The organism is Psychroserpens sp. XS_ASV72 (assembly GCF_041224425.1).
Classification (GTDB): Bacteria; Bacteroidota; Bacteroidia; order Flavobacteriales; family Flavobacteriaceae; genus Psychroserpens.
In genome coordinates this window covers 391,955-408,513 of the sequence record NZ_JBGFGL010000077.1, presented here as the reverse complement: position 1 = coordinate 408,513, position 16,559 = coordinate 391,955, and the positions used below count along the sequence as shown (strand labels likewise).

The following is a 16,559-nucleotide window of genomic DNA, read 5'->3' as shown; positions in this document are numbered from 1 at the left end:
TGAAAATATCAACAATCTATGACACTTATAAAATCAATTTCTGGAATACGAGGAACTATTGGAGGTTCGGTAGGAGACAATTTAACGCCTATTGATGCCGTGAAATTTGCTTCGGCTTATGGTACTTGGATCAAACAACAACGCGTAAAGGATAATTACAGAGTTGTGGTTGGTCGTGATGCGCGTATTTCTGGAGAAATGATTCAGAATTTAGTAATGAATACTTTGGTTGGATTAGGAATTCATGTAGTCGATTTAGGTTTATCAACAACACCAACGGTTGAAGTAGCGGTACCTATGGAACATGCCGATGGAGGTATTATTTTAACAGCAAGTCATAACCCAAAACAATGGAATGCTTTAAAATTATTGGACGCTAAAGGTGAATTCTTAAATGCTGAAGAAGGTGCAAAAATCTTGAAAATAGCTGAATCTGATCATATGGATTTTGCCGATGTGGACAGTTTGGGGAAAATAACCATAAACCAAGCTTACATCGATTTACATATTGACGAGGTGTTGGATTTGCCACTGGTAAACAAAAAAGCCATTGAAGATGCTAAATTTAAAGTGGTTGTAGATGGTGTAAATTCTACAGGAGGTATTGCCATTCCTTTATTATTGGAACGTTTAGGAGTTCATGCTGTAAAATTGTACTGTGAGCCGAACGGTCATTTCCCACATAATCCTGAGCCACTTAAAGAACACCTTACCGATTTATCGGAAGCTGTAGTTAAGGAACATGCTGATTTTGGAATCGTAGTTGATCCTGATGTAGATCGATTGGCATTTATGGATGAAAAAGGAAATATGTTTGGAGAGGAATATACTTTGGTCGCTTGTGCCGATTATGTGTTGAGTCAGACGCCTGGAAATACTGTAAGCAATATGAGTTCTACACGTGCTTTGCGTGATATTACTGAAAAGCATGGAGGAAACTATGAAGCTAGTGCTGTAGGAGAAGTGAATGTTGTAGCGTTGATGAAGAAAAACAATGCCATTATTGGTGGTGAAGGAAATGGAGGTATTATTTATCCTGAACTACATTATGGTCGAGATGCACTAGTTGGTGTTGCCTTGTTTTTAAGCCTATTAGCTGAAAAGAAAATGGATGTGAGCGAATTGAGAGCTTCCTATCCTAATTATTTTATGAGCAAGAAGAAAATTCAACTGACACCAGAATTGGATGTTGATGGATTGTTGACTGCTATGGAAAATAAGTATGCCAATGAAAACATCACTACTATTGATGGTGTAAAAATCGATTTTTCTGACTCTTGGGTTCATTTGAGAAAAAGTAATACTGAGCCAATTATTAGAGTCTATACAGAAGCCAAATCACAAAATGAAGCAGATGTACTTGCTGATAGAATTATTTCTGAAATCAAGGCTATTGCAAATATTTAGTAAGATGAAGCTAGTTGTATTTTTTTTGTTGTCTGTTGGATTTGGTTTTTCTCAAAATACATACATTCCAGATGATAATTTTGAACAGGCTATAATTGATTTAGGTTTTGATTCAGGACCACTAGATGATTACGTACCCACTAATGCCATAAGCTCAATTACGTTTTTGGATATAGGCGAAATGAACATTTCAGATTTAACTGGAATTGAAGATTTTACAGATTTAAATCATATTAGATGCCACTTGAATAATTTGAGTGTATTAGATTTCAGCAATAATAGCAATCTAAGAATCATAAAATGTGATCAAAATAACTTAACAGAGCTTATCTTAGGGTCTAATTCCACTTTAGAACAAATTTGGACGTACGATAATGCATTAACTACTATTGATGTAAGTCAGTTACCAAACCTCGAAATCCTTAGTATTTCAGATAATAACTTAACAGGAATCGATGTATCCAATAACCCATCACTAAGAAATTTTTGGTGTTTTAATAATGATATTCCCAGTGTAGATATTAGTAACAATGTAAATCTTGAAATTTTTTGGTGTTCTCAAAATGATTTAATCACTTTGGATGTAACCAATAATCCAAACTTAGAAACCTTTTTGTGCTATCAAAATAGCATAAGCACACTTGATTTGTCAAATAACACAGAATTAGCCTACATCGCTTGCCATTTTAATGACTTAACATATTTAAATGTTAAAAATGGAAATAATACTAATGTCACAAATTTTCAAGCTTATGGTAATGCTCAGTTAAATTGCATAGAAGTTGATGACCCAATGTACAGCGAAGCCAATTGGACTCAAGTGGATTTTGATGTTAGTTTTTATGAAGACTGTGATAATTTAAGTGTACAAGAGGTTGTATTTAATCAGATTAAGATTTTTCCTAATCCGACGTTTGATCAAATAATAATTTCAGGTATTAATGAAAGTCAATTTCATGCGATACTTTACGATATCAATGGTAAGGAAATAATGGACTCAAATTCAAACATTATAGATATATCTAACCTTGATTCAGGGGTTTATTATTTGAAGATTTCCACAAATAACGCTATATTAACAAAGAAAGTAGTAAAGCATTAAAAAAATAGGGCATTGATTATGAATGATGTAGGTGTTTCTAATAAAAAGGAATCTCAACTTGAAAACTATTTTCAACAGTTCAGACAACATATTATTGGTATAGATCAAGAGTTCGATTCGCCTTTTGGGAAACAAAAAATCATATACACCGATTGGACCGCTTCTGGTCGCCTCTACAGACCAATAGAGGAAAAGCTTTGTAATCAATTTGGACCTTTTGTGGCTAACACACATACGGAAACAACAATTTCTGGAACAGCCATGACCAAAGCTTACCATGAAGCGAAGCATATTATTAAAAAACATGTGAATTGCAGTGGTGATGATGTGCTAATTGTTTCGGGAAATGGAATGACAGGAGTCGTTAATAAATTTCAAAGAATCCTTGGGTTGAAAGTTCCTGAAAATTTGAGAAAGTTTTCTGAGATTCCAGATGAAATTCGACCAGTTGTATTTATTTCACACATGGAACATCATTCCAATCAGACTTCTTGGTTGGAAACCATAGCTAAGGTTGAAATTGTTCCTCCAGATGAAGACGGTCTGTTCAGTTTAGATAATCTGAAGACTCTTTTAAATCAGTATGAGGACAGAACCTTAAAAATAGCTTCCGTAGTTGGTGGCTCTAATGTGACAGGAATACAAACACCTTATCACCAAATTGCTGAAATCATGCATGATAATGGAGGTGTCTGTTTTGTAGACTTCGCTTGTTCGGCACCTTATGTCGATATCAATATGCATCCAGAAAACGAGAAGCAATACTTAGATGCCATTTTCTTTTCACCACATAAGTTTTTAGGCGGACCAGGAACTTCGGGTGTTTTGGTTTTCAATAAGAAATTATACCACAATATGATTCCAGATTGTCCTGGAGGTGGAACTGTAAGTTGGACCAATCCTTGGGGCGAACACAAATACATCGATAATATTGAAGATCGTGAAGATGGTGGAACTCCAGGTTTCTTGCAAACCATTAAAACAGCTTTGGCGATTAAGCTGAAGGAAAACATGGGAGTGAACAATATTTTGAAGCGGGAACACGAACTTTTAAATATTGTCTTTAAAGAATTATCTCCTGTTAAAAACATCCATATTTTAGCTGGTCAGCATCAAGATCGATTAGGTGTTGTGTCCTTTTACATAGATGACTTACATTACAATCTAGGCGTAAAGTTATTGAATGATCGTTTTGGGATTCAAACCAGAGGAGGTTGTAGTTGTGCAGGAACTTATGGCCATTTTCTTTTACATGTTGATCAGCAAACCAGTCGTGAATTAACCAGTGAAATTTCCATAGGAGAATTGGTAAGAAAACCAGGTTGGATTCGTATGTCCATACATCCCACAACAACGAATAAGGAAATGCATTTTGTTTGTGAGAGTATCAAAGCATTAGCTTTAAATCATAAGGAGTGGGCCAAAGACTACGAATACATAGGTGCTAATAATGAATTCATTCATCAAGCCTTAAAAGATTGTAAAGCACAAGATACGACTGTAGAATCTTGGTTTGAATTGTAGTTTTTATTGATATTTTTCAGGAACATCGTTTCGGTACTTCCAGCGTTTGTGTGTCCACAAGTAATATTCAGGAGCTTCATTGATTTGATTTTCAACTAGTCTTAAGAACTGCTCTGTGATATCATAATCTTTAAACTCAGTTGGTGTTTTGGTAATAACCTCAAAAGTACCTTCGTAATAACCGCGTTTCACTCGTTTTACTCCAAAGAAGACCACTGCCATATCTAGCTTTTTTGATAACATTTCGGCACCTGTGTGAACAGGAACCTTAATGCCCATAAAATCGGACCAATGGAATGCTTTTCTTCGCCTTGGAGATTGATCAGAAGCAAAACCATTGATGGTTAATTCTCCCTTTCGTTTAGATTCTATCAATGTTGGAATGGCTTCCTTATTGGTAATCAAGTAGCTATTGTATTTTGCTCTGATTCGTTTTACAAGTCGATCAAAATACTTGTTTTCTATGCGTTTGTATATGGCATATCCCTTATGTTTGATGTAAGTTTGCAAAATAAAAATCCATTCCCAACTTCCATAATGAGCCACCATCAAAACAATACTTCTGTTCTCCTTTTCCAAATCGTGAATAACCTCAAGATTTGTAAACTTGTAGTGTTTTTTCATTTCAGCTTCAGAAATAGTCAAAGATTTAATTGACTCAAGAATCATATCGCATAAATGATGGTAAAAACGTTTTGTAATCGTCTTAATCTCAGCTTCGGATTTTTCAGGAAATACCAATCTTAAATTGTTCTTTACCACTTTCTTGCGATATCCAAAAATTCTAAAAAGTAAAATGTATAATCCATCAGAAACAGCATACAGCAATCTGAAAGGTAAGATTGAAATTAACCACAGGAATGGATAAAGTAAGATGTAAATTAGAAATTGCATTAATAAATCTTAGATTTGCAAGAGCAAATATATGTAATAATTACACGTTAACGTATTATGGGTGATCTTAGTTTAGTAACTGTGATCATAATTGCTGCCAATGTCATTATTTCGTACAAAGGCTTCGGTGATTATGGTTTTTTTGAGCGCTATAAGTTCAATGTAGGAAGTATAAGACGAGGCGAACAATTTAGAATGTTCAGTTCTGGGTTTTTGCATGTAGACACAACACATTTGCTTTTGAACATGCTGACGCTTTACTTTTTTGCCGATCGCGTTATTTTTTCAGTTGGTGAGTTCAATTTTATAGTGATATATATCATTAGCCTTATTCTTGGAAGTCTGTTTTCGCTTTACTTTCATCAAGATGAGTATCAATATAGTGCTGTTGGAGCTAGTGGTGCTGTGACCGGAATATTGTATTCTGCTATTCTTTTAGATCCGAGTATGAGTCTGTATTTGTTTTTTATACCTATTCCAATTCCTGCTTATGTGTTTGGTATTGGGTATATGTTGTATTCAATTTATGGAATGAAAAATAGTATAGGAAATATTGGTCACGATGCCCATTTTGGTGGTGCTATTGGAGGCTTGGTCGTGACATTGATAATGGTACCAACATTATTCAAGACAGATTTATTAATGATTGGTTTGCTGATTATTCCAATCGTCATATTGTTTGTCATGCATAAAATGGGTAAAATATAAAATTACTCACCCAAAAGCGCTTCCAGTTTTTGATCAAGTGAGGTTCCCGTTAAGTTTTTGGCAACAATAACACCTTTATCGTCTAGTAAAAAAGAAGCTGGTAACGACTTAATACTGTAGGTTTTCGAAATGGTGTCATAAAAATAGTTGAGATTAGATACCTGAGCCCAAATAAGTTGGTCCTCCTTGATTGCATTTTTCCAATCTGATTTTGGATTTTTTTGGCCTTTATTGCCATCTAAGGACACGCCAATCATCTCAAGACCTTTATCGTGGTATTTGTTATATATTTCTACCAAACGAGCATTTTCACGTCTAGAGGCATCATACCATGACGACCAAAAGTGAACTAGAGTAGCCTTCCCTTTTATATCGCTTAATGAAATCCTTTTACCAGAAGGAGAAGGTGCAGAAAATTCAGGAGCTACCTTTCCTATATGTGTTGCAGCAATAATTTCATATTCTCTTCGTATTTTAGGAATACTTTTTGAAACCCTTTTTCCGAGATTGGTATTGATTAACTCTTCAGGTAAAGCATCAAATGAAGCAACAATTTTACCCTTATCGCCAATATTTCTTCGAATCATATAATTCAAGAGAACCAAACCGTAAGGATTGTTTGTGTGCTTGTCAATGAAATCATGAGGAAGGTCTGAAATAGTAGATTTTAAGTCACTGATTTTATCTGTCATTCCAGTAACTGGCTCTTTATTTATCAATCGCTGTCTGTATAGCTCACTAATGTTTTCTAAGGAATCGTTTAGTCGTATCGAATTGGCATTGTACTCAGCGATAGCATTGTTAAAAGCTGTTCCCTTGATCAAAGAATTCCTAATGTCTTCATTGTTGATTTCTAAATCAATAGACTCATTTGAAATCACTAGAGGGAAGGAGTGATCAAGGCTATTGATATCAAGATACCAAGCTTGAATAGAATCTGTTTTACCTTCAAAAACAAACTGTTCGTTCATGATGATGGCTGTATCTCTATTCTTCAGAAAACCTTTTTCATCTGTCGATTTTAAGTAGGCTCTCAAACCATTCACCAAGCCTTCAGCTTTACCTGTAATGACGTAACCGTCAGGTTTTACCTTTTCAGGTTTTTGCTCTTCCTTACAGGAAAGACATACAATACATAGGATGATGAGGTAGATTTGAGTTTTCATAAGGATTAGTTTAAGTATTCAGCTACTTTTTGTTCAAGAGCATCTCCTCTCAAGTTTTTAGCTACAATGGTTCCATTTTCATCTAAAAGAAATGTTGCAGGAATTGATGTGATATTATACATTTTTGCAACAGGATCATCAAAATAATTCAAATTTGATACATGGCTCCAAGTTAATTTGTCATCTTCAATAGCTTTAATCCATGCCTGTTTTGGTTCTCTTTGTGTTCGAGTGCCATCTAGTGAAACACTAATGATTTCAAGTCCTTTGTCATGGTATTTGTTATATACTTTAACCACATTTGGGTTTTCTCTACGACAAGGCTTACACCACGATGCCCAAAAATCGATTAAGGTTAATTTTCCCTTGACCTCATTTAAAGAAAGTGTTTTTCCTTCTGGAGTTGGTGCAGAGAAATTTGGTGCAACTTTTCCAATTTGCGTAGCATTTAAGGCTTCAATCTCAACTTTTTTTACTTGAAGTTTGGTTTTAAAGATACTTGCAGCTGCAGAGTTTTTAAGGTCCTCGTTCAAACTGTTGAAAGCTGATTCAATACGGGAGATATTAGGAGATTTACCTTCAATGAGGTTTTGAAGTAAGATTACCGAAAAGACATTGTCTTTATTCTTTTCGATGTATTCAAAAGGTAAATCTTCAAATGCTTTATTGATTTTATCCATTTCAGATTGTGCCTCTGTAGGTTTAGGATCATCATCAGAGTTATTTTGGCTTGCTCTTAATTGACCGTTTAATTTCAATCTTTCCCTAGAAAGCTCATCTATTTTTTCTGTGTATGACTTAAATGCAGTATTTGCTTCGGTACCTTCAATTGTGGAATTGGTAATTTGATCCTTATCAATAACAGCAGTCATGGATTTGTTTTCAAGAATCAACGGCTTACTTCCTCTAACGCTATTAACATTTAAATAAACCATTATTGGCGATTCAACCTTGCCTTCAAAAACAAAGGATTCATTCATGACAATGGCTGTATCTAATGCTACAGTTCTTCCTCTATTGGCTCTGGTTTCCAAATAAACTCTTATACCATTATAAACACCAGGAGCAGAGCCTTCAATACGATAGCCATCTTGCTTAACTTCTGTTTTTTTATCAGTATTACAAGAAGTTAGAAGTACAGTAAAAACTAGAAAAGAAATTATATGTCTCATGTTCATTTTTAATTTTATTACTACAAATATATAAAGTTCTGTTACATACAATTATTTCAATTTTATATTTAAACCCTAAAGAAGTTTTCTAAAATGTGTTTAAAAATTAAAAATCCGATATTTTTGTAAAACCAAAAAACGGTTAATGACTCATCAAGATACCATAATAGCTTTAGCAACAGCCTCTGGAAGTGGTGCCATTGCAGTTATCAGATTATCTGGTGCTGATGCCATTAATTTGGTTGATACCCATTTTAAATCGGTTACTAAAGACAAGGCTTTAAAATCACAAAAAAGCCATACCATTCATTTGGGGCACATACTCGAAGGTTCTAGAGTTCTTGACGAGGTTTTGGTTTCAGTGTTTAAGAATCCAAATTCTTACACAGGAGAAGATGTTGTTGAAATCTCTTGTCATGGTTCGAGTTATATCCAGCAGGAAATTATTCAATTGTTTTTAAGGAAAGGTTGCAGAATGGCTGATGCTGGCGAATTTACTTTACGTGCTTTTTTAAACGGAAAATTAGATTTGTCCCAAGCGGAAGCTGTAGCCGATTTGATTGCTAGCGATAATGAGGCGTCGCATCAGGTGGCTATGCAGCAAATGCGTGGCGGATTTTCATCTGAAATAGCCAAGTTAAGGGAAGAATTACTGAATTTTGCTTCCCTTATTGAGTTGGAACTTGATTTTTCTGAAGAGGATGTCGAGTTTGCCGATCGGACACAATTTAAGGAGCTGGTTGATCGTATTTCTTTTGTATTGAAACGTTTAATTGATTCGTTTGCTGTAGGAAATGTGATAAAGAATGGAATTCCTGTAGCAATTGTTGGCGAACCAAACGTAGGAAAGTCAACACTTTTAAATGCACTGCTTAACGAAGAGCGTGCTATTGTTTCTGAAATCGCGGGAACAACAAGGGATACAATAGAGGATGAGATTTCAATAGGAGGTATCGGATTCCGATTTATTGATACCGCAGGAATTCGGGAAACCAAAGACGTGGTGGAATCTATTGGTATCAAGAAAACCTTTGAAAAAATCGATCAAGCCCAAGTAGTGGTTTACTTATTTGACAGTACCCAAAGCTTAGAACAACTCGACCAAGTGAAATTGGAAATTGAAAAAATCAAAAATAAGTATCCTCAAAAACCTTTGTTGGTCATTGCCAATAAAATTGATCGATTAGCGGATACAGATCTAGCAAATTTACAACAAAGTATTGATGGTGTTCATCTCTTGTCTGCTAAAACAGGCTTTGGTGTTGAGCAACTGACCAATGCACTTTTAAAATTGATCAATACTGGAGCACTTCGAAATAACGAAACCATAGTCACCAACTCAAGACATTATAATGCCTTGCTAAAGGCTTTTGAAGAGATTCAAAAAGTGAAGGAAGGTTTGGAAACCGGACTTTCAGGTGATTTGTTGGCCATTGATATCCGACAAGCGTTATATCACTTTGGTGAAATCACTGGAGAGATTACTAACGATGACCTTCTTGGGAACATTTTTGCGAATTTCTGTATAGGGAAGTAACTTGCTTTCTTTTGTTTGTTAATGTGTTGATTTTATTGACTTTATGAGTTTTTATCTTCTCTTTTTTGTTGCTTTTTTGCTCTTTTTTAACTAAATTTGTTGTATATCTGTTGCCTTAAATATGGATTTGTTGCCCAAATCTGTTGGCTAAAAGATTGGCGAAATGATGCGCCATATTGCCCCACGTTGCACCATAACGCTACATAAAGCACCATTTATGAGCAGTAATTTATACATCCCAAAAACCTGTAAGCATTGTGGTAATGCCTTTACAGCACGCACAACAGTAACTAAATACTGTGGTGATACTTGCGCTAAAAAAGCCTATAAGGCGCGTAAGCGTAAAGAAAAAGTACAAGCTACTCTTACAATGGATATACAGCAGCAAAAAGAAGCTGTCCAAATTCCAAACCTCAACACGGTAAATAATAAAGATTTTTTAAGCGTGACAGAAGCTTCACAATTGATTGGTGTAAGTAGATGGACCATTCAAAGAATGATTCAACAAGGACGTTTAAAAGCAGTCCCTTTTGGAAGAAAACGTATTGTAGCCAGATGGCAAATAGAAAACCTCTTTAATTAGCATCCTATGAAAGTAACATTAAGACAACGCAAAAAGAATGATAAAATAAGTCTGTATTTAGATTACTATCATAAAGGAAAACGCAAAACCGAGTATTTGCGATTATACCTTACACCTAATCCTAAAACTAAAACCGAAAGAGAGGTTAACAAGAAAACCAAGCAATTAGCGGAAACCATTTGCGCACAACGTCAAATAGAAATACAAAATGGTATTTATGGCTTTCAGGATATTGAGAAATTAAAAGGAAGCTTTATTACTTATGTTACAGCTTTAGCTGAAAAGAAAAACACCAGCTCTGGCAACTATGGGAATTGGAACAGTATGCTAAAACATTTAAAAACCTTTTGTCCTACGGATGTAAGCTTTCAAGATTTGGATAAATCATTTGTAGAGCGTTTCAAAGAGTATTTGGACAAAGATGCTATGGCAAGAGCAGGTAAAAAACTGTCTCAAAACTCTAAATATTCATACTATGGTAAGTTTTGCGCAGCTTTAAAGCAAGCGGTAAAGGATGGTATTTTAAAAGTCAATCCTGCTAATGGTGTAGATTATTTCAAACAAGGAGAACCTCAACGAGAGTTTTTAACGCTTGATGAATTACAAAAAGCAGTTAACACAGAATGTGAATTACCACTATTAAAAATGCTTTTATATTTTCAGCACTTACAGGATTGCGTTGGTCAGATATTGAAAAATTGTTGTGGTCAGAAATCCAACACTCTAAAGAAATGGGTTATTACATACGCTTTAGACAAAAGAAAACCAAAGGTGCTGAAACTTTACCAATTTCAGAACAAGCAAGAGAATTATTAGGGGACGCGGGAAAACCCGAAGCAAAAGTTTTTGAAGGCTTACATTATAGTGCCTGGTCAAACCTTAAATTGCAACAATGGATGTTAAAAGCAGGCATTACAAAAGATATAACCTTTCATTGTGCGCGTCATACCTATGCCACTTTACAATTAACTTTGGGTACAGATATTTACACAGTATCAAAATTATTAGGACATAAAGAGTTGAGAACAACACAGATTTATGCCAAAGTAATTGATGATAAAAAGAAAGAAGCTGCTAACCGTATTCAATTGGATTTATAATGAAAGGAAATGTATTTGCAAGTTTGGTATCGATTACCAACGGGTTACATAGAGACAATAGATCAGAACGAGAATTTAATTTTTTGGACTCTGAATTAAAGGAACTACCAAAAGCTGATAATGCGGTTTTTAAAGTAAACTTTAAAAGACCTTTAAACAGTAAAAAAGAATATTACTTTAAGCTGATTTCAAATGACACTGAAACTGAATTAGCAGCATTAAAATCCCAATTCCCAAAAGATGCTACGGAACCCGAAAACAAGTATAACTATACCGTACAATTTAATAAGTTCAATAAGTACTTAAAGGATATTGCCACCTACATTAAAAAGCAGTCTATAAGTAACGATTTAGGCAATGATGCCGATTATATCATCAATTACTTAAAAGCATCGGCAATTCGCCTGTACATCGAATTACAAGAGCAATACGGACAATTTTCAGATACTGGGTTATTCTCAATTCAAGAAATAGCAGAAAAGTATTTTAATGATACTGATTTTGATACTTCAGTATTTGTAAAATTAGAAGCAGATAAAAAAGAGGTAGTTAAAAAGCCATCTAAACCGAAAAATAAGCCTAAAACCTCATTTGGATATTTAAAAGATGATTCCGAATGGTTGTCTAAAATATTGAGCAGGCTTCAATTAAGTATTGATTTACTTGATGCAAAAACAGATGTTAAAGACTTGCATAATTTATTAGTGGCTAAAGATTTTAAAGGTTTTCAAAAGAAAATCTATATAGATTGTAAAACAACCGAGTTTAAATATGTTATTAAACGGTTGCAGCCACATTTCAAAAATATGACACCCACTTTAATTGAATCTACGGGTTTATTTTATACAAAATTGGGTAAACCATTGACAGCTCAAAATCTTTATACCAAAAGTAAAGCACCTCTAAAAAAGGAAACCATTGATAATATCTTCAAACAAATACAATAAAAAACAATGAGATTATTTAGAAATCTCATTGTATTCTCACACTCATATAAAACTCTCACACTTTAAAAATCATTGATTTTAAACCTTTGTCCTGTTCTTGAAAACCAAGAATGACATTTGGCCAGATGTCCATTTCTATTTTAAAATTAATTAGTTATGGACGAAATATTAGAACGTCTTAAAATTATCGAAGCACACGTTTTAGACAGAAACATTATTGTTAAAAACGTATTGAGCTTTAACGAAGCCTGTAAATTTTTGGAATTGTCACAATCCCATTTATACAAGCTTACGAGTACCGGAACCATTCCACATTACAAACCGAATGGTAAGAAGATTTATTTCAACAGAGTTGAACTGGAGCAATGGTTATTAACTAACCGTGTTGATTCACAAGATGAAATCGAACAGCAAGCTGCCGATTACTTAATTAAGAAAGGAGCGGTGAAGTTATGACTGAAATAATCGATTTACTCTTGGCACTCTCACAAGAAATAAAGGACTTAAAAGCACGTATCGAGTTGTTACGACATTCGAGAGCAGAAGTACTAAAAGATAAGTGGATAGACAACCAAGACGTATTGCAGACCTTACACATCAGTAAGCGAACCTTACAGACCTTTAGAGACAACGGTACACTGCCTTATAGCAAAGTAAAGGGCAAGTTTTATTATAAGGTGTCCGATGTGGAGCAATTGCTTCAAGATAACTACTACAACCATAATTTCAAGCGAGATGGAAATAAGTAGAGAGGCAATTTTAGACAAAACACATTACGGCTTAAAAATTTATGCCCACGTGTTAAGACAGTATTATCCTGAAACAACAGTCCTTTCTGTAAAAGGAAGGGACTGCGGGATAACCCGAAACCCTTTTAATGGCGGTAAAGAAACCTTACGGATTCATATTGATGGTGTAATAGCAACACATAAAGACACAGAGCTAAAGACCTTTAGCGGTGATGTTTTCGATTTTGCACAATACCATTTCAGAATTACCGATGAAGAAGAATTGTTGCTGAAGATTAACCAAGAGTTACATCTCAATTTAGAACTCAAGGAACAAGACGAATTAGATTGGTTGAATGGTCCAGACGATACCTGGTATGGGTACTGTAGCTTTTTCAAAGCCCCAGTTCGCAATGTGTTTCCTGCGGAAACTATGCGGTTATATCAAGTATTTGCATTAATCATAAGTGATAAATACAAAAGAATTACTGAAGATTTAAGAACAATAACCGATGTAAAAGAAGCACGTAAATTCAAAGCTAATCGCTTTGATTACGTCACCTTTTCAGGAACGTTTGAAAAGCGTAATGATGGCAATTTGTTACAGCATTCCAATCTATTAACTATTGATTTCGACCATTTAGAAAATCTTCAAGAGTTAAAAAAGCAATTGCTAAACGATGAATACTTTGAAACCGAAATGCTATTCACATCACCATCAGGTGATGGCCTAAAATGGATTATCAGAATAGATGTTTCAGAAGTAACACATTCAGAGTATTTCACGGCAGTTGCGAATTACATAAAATACACATATAACATTGAGGTTGACCAGTCAGGTAAAGACGTTTCCAGAGCGTGTTTTTTACCATACGACCCAACAGCCTTTTTACATAAAAGACATCAAGCATTATGACCAAAATATTTAATCCAAAAGAATGGTTGGAAGTTCCAGAAGAACAACCGCAACCAACAAGCAACAACGCAACAACTAATGTTGTTGCTGTTGCTGATAACTACCTTGAAACCTACATTTCAGCAATTGAGCAATCAGGTATAGACATAACAGGTAATTATGCCACTTGGAGAGATTTAGGATTTGCTTTAGCTGAAGAATATGGAGAGGCAGGAAGAGATTATTTCCACAGAATAAGCAAAAACTATGTAGGTTATGATTCAAAAGAATGCGACGAACAATTCAATAAGTGCCTAAATGCAAAAGGGCACGGCATCACCATTGCAACGTTTTATCATTTTGCGCATCAGGCAGGTATAAAACCGATAAAGGAACAACACAACAACGAGGTTGCAACAAATGTTGCAACTGTTGTTGATGTCCCAGAACAAGCAATGCCAACAATACCTGATGAGGTATTTAATAGCTTACCGCAGTTTTTACAACAAGTTGTAAATCCTGCGAGCAGTCAAGAGGAAAAGGACATTTTGTTGTTAGGAGCTTTAACGGCTTTTAGTGCCTGCTTTCCTAAACTCTTTGGCATCTACGACCAACGTAAAGTCTTTGCTAATTTATATCTGTTTGTAACTGCACCTGCATCTGCAGGTAAAGGCAGGCTTAACCAAATTAAAAACTTGGTAGATCCTGTACACAAGTTAAAGCGTGAACAAGCCAAAGTACTAAAGCAACAATTTAATACTGAAATGGCTACTTACAATATGAACAAGGGTAAAGATGAAAACTTGGAGAAACCAGGTAAGCCACCTGAAAGAATGTTGTTTATCCCAGCCAATAATAGCGTAACTGGAGTATATCAACTAATATCCGATAATGAAGGTAAAGGACTGATTTTTGAAACCGAAGGCGATACATTAGCACAAGCCTTTAAAAGCGATTACGGTAATTATAGCGATGGTTTTCGTAAAGCCTTCCATCACGAAACCATTAGTTATTATCGTAGAACAGACAGAGAGTATGTAGATATTGAAAAACCGTGCCTGTCTACTGTATTGTCAGGAACACCCAAACAAGTGGCAACCTTAATACCGAATGCAGAAAATGGTTTATTCAGCCGCTTTATGTTTTATTATATGAATATAAAACCTACTTGGAAAAACGTGTTTTCAAGTAATAATAACGTTGGGTTAGATGATTATTACTCACAATTAGGAAAGGTATTTTTGGACTTGTATAAAACCCTCAAAAACAATCCCGAAATTGAAATAAGGTTAACAACACCTCAACAACAGCAATTCAATACTTTTTTTGAATCCTTACAGACCAAATACATCAACTTACAACCCGAAGAGTATATTGCAACCATTAGACGATTAGGCTTAATTGCATTTAGATTAATGATGTTATTTACAGCATTTCGCATTATGGATGATGGTGATGTTAACCAAGTAAAAGAATGTGAGGATGTCGATTTTCAAAATGCGCTAACTATCATTGCTATTTTAGTAAAGCATAGTAGTAAGGTGTTTAATGATTTGCCAATAGAACAAAAAGCAGTAAAACGCTTAAACCGAAAGGAACGCTTTTTAGAAAGCCTACCCAAGCATTTTAGCAGACAAGACTATTTAGATTTAGCAACCAAACAAAACATCCCACAAAAAACAGCAGAAGGTTACATTACAAAGTTTGTTGATGCAGGGTTAATACATAGAGAAGCTCATAATAACTATTCAAATCCTGCAAAATCATTATAAGGAAATTGAGGAAACAAAGGAATTAAAGTATAGGTTTCCTTAAATCCTTAACTTCCTCACTTTCTGTTAATAACTGTTTATATCTTTTTGGTTTCCTTTAGCTTCCTTTTCTTAAATTAGACAAAATCTGACAAGTCTAATAAATGCTATTATGGAGTTTGGAGAATACATACGCTCATTGCGCGAAAAGCGCAATTTGCTATTAAGGGAAATGGCTGCAAATATCAATATGGATGTGGCTTATTTAAGCAAGATTGAACGAGGAAACCGTATCGCAAGACGAGAGCAGGTAATAGCATTTGCAAAAGAATTAAAAGAAGATGAAAACAAATTAATTAAGCTTTGGATGTCCGAACAGATTGTACAGATGATAAAAAATGAAAAGGACAGTACGGAAATCCTCAAAATAGCTGAAGAAAAAATTAGTAAGATTGGAAAAGGAAAAGAAATCGAATAATGGCAGATTTTATTACTAAAGATCAGTTGAAATCTACTGTTGGTAAAGATGTCTATGGTTTAAAAGGAAGTATGGCTGTTCTTTTGGCTATGTCATCTAAACTTGGAAAAAAAAGAATTGACTTTGATTCAAGTGTATTCATTAGTCACAGTCATAAAAATTCAGATTTAGTAGAATATTTGGTGGCTATTTTAACAAAACTGAAAATAACAGTATACGTTGATTGGATGGATGATGAGTTAACATATCCGCCAGCAGGTAAAACAGCTATGAAAATTAAAAATATGATTTATGCTAATAAGAAGTTTATTCTTTTAGCCACAAATGAGGGTATTGAGTCAAAGTGGTGTAATTGGGAATTGGGTATAGGAGATGTTCACAAATACCTTGAACATATTGCTTTATTGCCTGTTGCTGATAACACTGGTGAATGGATTGGAAATGAGTATTTACAAATATACCCACATATAGAAAAAAAGTATAAATCTTTAGAATGGGATGATGAGTATAATGTTATATATCCCAATGGAAGGAAAGTAAATCTAATAGAGTGGCTAAAAAAGTAAT

18 protein-coding genes are annotated in these 16,559 nt (G+C 34.6%); 15 read left to right on the top strand and 3 right to left on the bottom strand.

Translation table 11 applies throughout. From position 1 onward, the window contains the following. The first annotated feature begins 18 nt into the window (after positions 1-18). From glmM to AB9K26_RS10660, 3 genes are read left to right on the top strand one after another with little or no spacing between them, the layout of a single operon-like run. Entirely contained in the window at positions 19-1,407 is a 1,389-nt protein-coding gene (glmM, locus tag AB9K26_RS10670; protein ID WP_369972540.1) for a phosphoglucosamine mutase, read from the top strand. Between the two features lie 4 nt (positions 1,408-1,411). Next, positions 1,412-2,509 (top strand): T9SS type A sorting domain-containing protein, encoded by a 1,098-nt coding sequence (locus tag AB9K26_RS10665; protein ID WP_369972539.1) that lies wholly within the window; start codon positions 1,412-1,414, stop codon positions 2,507-2,509. Positions 2,510-2,527: 18 nt separating this feature from the next. After that, entirely contained in the window at positions 2,528-4,033 is a 1,506-nt protein-coding gene (locus AB9K26_RS10660) for an aminotransferase class V-fold PLP-dependent enzyme (protein WP_369972538.1), read from the top strand. Positions 4,034-4,036: 3 nt separating this feature from the next. On the opposite strand, the gene AB9K26_RS10655 is transcribed toward AB9K26_RS10660, so the two are convergent. Continuing rightward, a complete protein-coding gene (locus tag AB9K26_RS10655; protein WP_369972537.1) occupies positions 4,037-4,927 on the bottom strand; it encodes a lysophospholipid acyltransferase family protein in 891 nt (296 codons plus the stop codon). A gap of 57 nt (positions 4,928-4,984) precedes the next feature. Here AB9K26_RS10655 and AB9K26_RS10650 point away from each other — a divergent pair, with 57 nt between their 5' ends. Beyond that, positions 4,985-5,635, top strand: coding sequence for a rhomboid family intramembrane serine protease (locus tag AB9K26_RS10650; RefSeq protein ID WP_369972536.1), 651 nt, complete (start codon positions 4,985-4,987; stop codon positions 5,633-5,635). A gap of 2 nt (positions 5,636-5,637) precedes the next feature. Here the strand turns inward: AB9K26_RS10650 and AB9K26_RS10645 are convergent, their stop codons facing one another. Then, positions 5,638-6,801, bottom strand: coding sequence for a redoxin domain-containing protein (locus AB9K26_RS10645; protein ID WP_369972535.1), 1,164 nt, complete (start codon positions 6,799-6,801; stop codon positions 5,638-5,640). A gap of 5 nt (positions 6,802-6,806) precedes the next feature. Continuing rightward, positions 6,807-7,973, bottom strand: a complete 1,167-nt coding sequence (locus AB9K26_RS10640; RefSeq protein ID WP_369972534.1) for a redoxin domain-containing protein — start codon at positions 7,971-7,973, stop codon at positions 6,807-6,809. A gap of 145 nt (positions 7,974-8,118) precedes the next feature. Here AB9K26_RS10640 and mnmE point away from each other — a divergent pair, with 145 nt between their 5' ends. From mnmE to AB9K26_RS10585, 11 genes are all read left to right on the top strand, one after another. Continuing rightward, complete coding sequence (gene mnmE / locus AB9K26_RS10635) at positions 8,119-9,510, top strand: tRNA uridine-5-carboxymethylaminomethyl(34) synthesis GTPase MnmE (protein ID WP_369972533.1); 1,392 nt, start codon at positions 8,119-8,121, stop codon at positions 9,508-9,510. A gap of 217 nt (positions 9,511-9,727) precedes the next feature. Then, the gene (locus AB9K26_RS10630) at positions 9,728-10,093 is read left to right on the top strand and encodes a helix-turn-helix domain-containing protein (RefSeq protein WP_243471728.1); all 366 of its coding nucleotides are present in this window, start codon (positions 9,728-9,730) and stop codon (positions 10,091-10,093) included. A 6-nt stretch (positions 10,094-10,099) separates the two neighbouring features. Then, complete coding sequence (locus AB9K26_RS10625; RefSeq protein ID WP_369972532.1) at positions 10,100-10,909, top strand: phage integrase SAM-like domain and Arm DNA-binding domain-containing protein; 810 nt, start codon at positions 10,100-10,102, stop codon at positions 10,907-10,909. After that, entirely contained in the window at positions 10,792-11,193 is a 402-nt protein-coding gene (locus AB9K26_RS10620) for a site-specific integrase (protein WP_369972531.1), read from the top strand. The genes AB9K26_RS10625 and AB9K26_RS10620 overlap by 118 nt, the downstream gene beginning before the upstream one ends. After that, a complete protein-coding gene (locus AB9K26_RS10615; RefSeq protein ID WP_369972530.1) occupies positions 11,193-12,140 on the top strand; it encodes a DUF6617 family protein in 948 nt (315 codons plus the stop codon). The genes AB9K26_RS10620 and AB9K26_RS10615 overlap by 1 nt, the downstream gene beginning before the upstream one ends. A 156-nt stretch (positions 12,141-12,296) precedes the next feature. After that, complete coding sequence (locus AB9K26_RS10610) at positions 12,297-12,596, top strand: helix-turn-helix domain-containing protein (RefSeq protein ID WP_132704074.1); 300 nt, start codon at positions 12,297-12,299, stop codon at positions 12,594-12,596. Further along, a complete protein-coding gene (locus AB9K26_RS10605) occupies positions 12,593-12,889 on the top strand; it encodes a helix-turn-helix domain-containing protein (protein WP_369972529.1) in 297 nt (98 codons plus the stop codon). The genes AB9K26_RS10610 and AB9K26_RS10605 overlap by 4 nt, the downstream gene beginning before the upstream one ends. After that, a complete protein-coding gene (locus AB9K26_RS10600) occupies positions 12,876-13,784 on the top strand; it encodes a BT4734/BF3469 family protein (protein ID WP_369972528.1) in 909 nt (302 codons plus the stop codon). Before AB9K26_RS10605 ends, AB9K26_RS10600 begins: the two co-directional genes overlap by 14 nt. Then, complete coding sequence (locus AB9K26_RS10595; RefSeq protein ID WP_369972527.1) at positions 13,781-15,535, top strand: DUF3987 domain-containing protein; 1,755 nt, start codon at positions 13,781-13,783, stop codon at positions 15,533-15,535. Before AB9K26_RS10600 ends, AB9K26_RS10595 begins: the two co-directional genes overlap by 4 nt. Positions 15,536-15,686: 151 nt before the next feature. Further along, positions 15,687-15,992: a helix-turn-helix domain-containing protein gene (locus AB9K26_RS10590; protein ID WP_369972526.1), complete on the top strand. Its 306-nt coding sequence runs from the start codon at positions 15,687-15,689 to the stop codon at positions 15,990-15,992. Continuing rightward, the gene (locus AB9K26_RS10585) at positions 15,992-16,558 is read left to right on the top strand and encodes a toll/interleukin-1 receptor domain-containing protein (RefSeq protein ID WP_223033346.1); all 567 of its coding nucleotides are present in this window, start codon (positions 15,992-15,994) and stop codon (positions 16,556-16,558) included. The genes AB9K26_RS10590 and AB9K26_RS10585 overlap by 1 nt, the downstream gene beginning before the upstream one ends. Position 16,559 lies beyond the last annotated feature (1 nt).

Bases quoted from the DNA above. Each gene is read 5' to 3' on its own strand.
- glmM (WP_369972540.1), top strand. From the start codon at position 19: ATGACACTTATAAAATCAATTTCTGGAATACGAGGAACTATTGGAGGT.
- AB9K26_RS10665 (WP_369972539.1), top strand. From the start codon at position 1,412: ATGAAGCTAGTTGTATTTTTTTTGTTGTCTGTTGGATTTGGTTTTTCT.
- AB9K26_RS10660 (WP_369972538.1), top strand. From the start codon at position 2,528: ATGAATGATGTAGGTGTTTCTAATAAAAAGGAATCTCAACTTGAAAAC.
- AB9K26_RS10655 (WP_369972537.1), bottom strand. From the start codon at position 4,927: ATGCAATTTCTAATTTACATCTTACTTTATCCATTCCTGTGGTTAATT.
- AB9K26_RS10650 (WP_369972536.1), top strand. From the start codon at position 4,985: ATGGGTGATCTTAGTTTAGTAACTGTGATCATAATTGCTGCCAATGTC.
- AB9K26_RS10645 (WP_369972535.1), bottom strand. From the start codon at position 6,801: ATGAAAACTCAAATCTACCTCATCATCCTATGTATTGTATGTCTTTCC.
- AB9K26_RS10640 (WP_369972534.1), bottom strand. From the start codon at position 7,973: ATGAGACATATAATTTCTTTTCTAGTTTTTACTGTACTTCTAACTTCT.
- mnmE (WP_369972533.1), top strand. From the start codon at position 8,119: ATGACTCATCAAGATACCATAATAGCTTTAGCAACAGCCTCTGGAAGT.
- AB9K26_RS10630 (WP_243471728.1), top strand. From the start codon at position 9,728: ATGAGCAGTAATTTATACATCCCAAAAACCTGTAAGCATTGTGGTAAT.
- AB9K26_RS10625 (WP_369972532.1), top strand. From the start codon at position 10,100: ATGAAAGTAACATTAAGACAACGCAAAAAGAATGATAAAATAAGTCTG.
- AB9K26_RS10615 (WP_369972530.1), top strand. From the start codon at position 11,193: ATGAAAGGAAATGTATTTGCAAGTTTGGTATCGATTACCAACGGGTTA.
- AB9K26_RS10610 (WP_132704074.1), top strand. From the start codon at position 12,297: ATGGACGAAATATTAGAACGTCTTAAAATTATCGAAGCACACGTTTTA.
- AB9K26_RS10605 (WP_369972529.1), top strand. From the start codon at position 12,593: ATGACTGAAATAATCGATTTACTCTTGGCACTCTCACAAGAAATAAAG.
- AB9K26_RS10600 (WP_369972528.1), top strand. From the start codon at position 12,876: ATGGAAATAAGTAGAGAGGCAATTTTAGACAAAACACATTACGGCTTA.
- AB9K26_RS10595 (WP_369972527.1), top strand. From the start codon at position 13,781: ATGACCAAAATATTTAATCCAAAAGAATGGTTGGAAGTTCCAGAAGAA.
- AB9K26_RS10590 (WP_369972526.1), top strand. From the start codon at position 15,687: ATGGAGTTTGGAGAATACATACGCTCATTGCGCGAAAAGCGCAATTTG.
- AB9K26_RS10585 (WP_223033346.1), top strand. From the start codon at position 15,992: ATGGCAGATTTTATTACTAAAGATCAGTTGAAATCTACTGTTGGTAAA.